The 2,316-nt window shown below is 52.5% G+C and carries 2 protein-coding genes; one reads left to right on the forward strand and one right to left on the reverse strand.

Going from position 1 to position 2,316, the window contains the following annotated elements:
- Window positions 1-537 (reverse strand): radical SAM protein (locus U9P07_09825; protein ID MEA2109703.1); only part of this gene is annotated, 537 nt, incomplete at its 3' end.
- A gap of 238 nt (window positions 538-775) precedes the next feature.
- Here U9P07_09825 and bamD point away from each other — a divergent pair.
- The coding region (bamD, locus tag U9P07_09830; protein ID MEA2109704.1) for an outer membrane protein assembly factor BamD at window positions 776-2,316 on the forward strand (1,541 nt) is incomplete at its 3' end.

A 2,316-nucleotide genomic window follows, 5' to 3' on the forward strand; every position in this document is an offset into this window, starting at 1 on the left:
AAAGCAGTGGTCATCCAGGGCGCAGCCGCGCAAATGTCGAACCAGGCGGTTTTGTGGAAACCGAGCCAACAGACGTTCAACCCCGACCACCACCTCCCGGTCATCAAAACGATCCGGCTCCCACTGGCGATTTTCATCCACCCGCCGGGCGGCAACCACATAATCATTGACCTCCGGCGACCAACCCACGGCGGTATAGGCCCACAGGGGCAGCTGATAATCCTTGCCGGCGTATGAAACCGCCGGCAGCAGCAGGCGGGTGTAGGCCGGCGGCAGAAAAGCTGAGACCCCAAAACAAGGCTCTCCGGCCTCCAGCTCCTCCAGACAGACTACCTCTTCCAGTTCCACATCCCAGGCCAGCGGCGGACATTGGGGCAGGTAAAAAAAACGGCTCCCCGCCGGCAGGGGAATCAAATCCTCAGGCGAAGGAGAAACCAGCCGTTCGCCACTGGCGGCCAGCATCTCCAAACTGGAATGGTCACAGATATTACCCTGTTGGTCGGCAAAAAGCAGTCTAGCTGTAGTTGTGTTTTCCATTGACATCAAAAGTGAGGTATATTAGTTTGACATCCGGAGAAATAAACTTTCGGATGAGCGATTAGCTGTCAGCTTTCAGCCTTAAGCCTTAAGCTTGAACAGTACCATGTCCACTGCTTTACTGAAAGCTGAGCGCCAATTACTGAAAACGGTTCCGACAGACAAAGTACCAGACAACAATAGTTTCTCTTCTACTATCTCACAAAAAGTGATTTGACAAGAAATTATGGTTAACTCTATGAAGCGAATACCGGCTTTTCCGCTGTTTTTTATAATGATGGCGCTGACTTTCCTGCTCTTTACCGGCGGCTGCGGCGGCCATGGAACCCTGACCGGCACTGCCAGGTCTTTATATGAACGCGGGGAGCAGAATTACCGCCATAAAAATTTTTCCGACGCCATTGAAATCTATCAGCAGATCCAGAATGAATATCCGGACTCGGAATACGCCAGACGATCACTGCTGCGGGTGGCAGACTGCCACTACCGGAAAAACAAGCTGGATGAAGCAGCCACCAACTACACTGATTTTCTCAAGTTCAACGCCAATCACCCCATGGCCCCTTATGCTACCTACCAGCTGGGCATGACCAACTATGTGCGGCTGAAAACCATTGACCGCGATTTGACCCCCTTGACTGAAGCCCTGGCAATCTTTCAGGAGGCGCTGAAAAACTTCCCCGATTCACCACCATACACGGAAAAGATTATTCAGCGGATCAATGACTGCAAACGACGCTTCGCCAAACGGGAATTTTATGTGGGTTTTTTTTATTTCAAACAGAAACGTTACGGGGCCGCAGTCAACCGTTTCCGCTATCTGCTGGCCACTTATCCCGGTTTCATCGATGATAAGACCCTCTACTTTATGGGTATCTCCTATCTCAACCAGGGGAAATCAGCGGAAGGACAGAAAGCCCTGCTGGCCTTGACCAGCGGCTTTCCCCAAAGTCCCTACACTCAGGAAGGACGGCAATTCCTGGAGGAAAAGAAAGGTCCGGGAATCAAGCTTGGATTTCTCATCCGCGACTATTTCATTGACAAGCAGGGGGATATCAAAGATGATTATCTGACCACCGCCTTTATGCCGGCCAATTATTCACCCAGGATGGCCGGCCTGCTCCTGGGACAATACCACCAGAAACCCACGCCCCCACCTGAAAAGGTAACTTTTGAGTCACTTTTCCGGGACCGGCAATCAATTTCAGGCAAAACGACCACCACCACATCCAAACGACCGTCAATCCCTGACTGGACCGCCGGCAGTTCCGCCGGCCCGCAAACCACGCCTGGCAGAAGCACAAAAAATACCGGGCAGAAAAAACCAGGATCCGCAACCAGCCGGACTGGATCGGCCATCACCCCCCAGCCGGGATATCGACAAACCCCGGTCAGCAACCTGCGGGAACCGCTGGAGATTATTTCAGACTGGACCGAGGCAAACCGGCAGCAGGGAACCATCACCTTCGGCGGCAAAGTGATTGCCAAACAGCGGGACATGGTCCTCTACGCGGACCAGCTAACCAATTATTTTGACCTGGAAACCCGCAGCCTGGTGAAAGCGGTGGCTTCGGGCAGCGTTAAAGTAAATCAGGCGGACAAGTTTGCCACCTGTGAACAGGCAACCCTGGAACAGGCACAACGGATTATTGTTTTACAGGGAAATGCGGTCATGTGGCAGGGTAGTAACCGGGTAACCGGCGAACGGATTGTTATTTATCTCAACACTAACCAGGCCGAAGTCTTCGGTAAACCGGATGAAAAGGCCAAGATCCGTAT

Source organism: Pseudomonadota bacterium (assembly GCA_034660915.1).
In the GTDB taxonomy this organism is placed as follows: Bacteria; Desulfobacterota; Anaeroferrophillalia; order Anaeroferrophillales; family Anaeroferrophillaceae; genus DQWO01.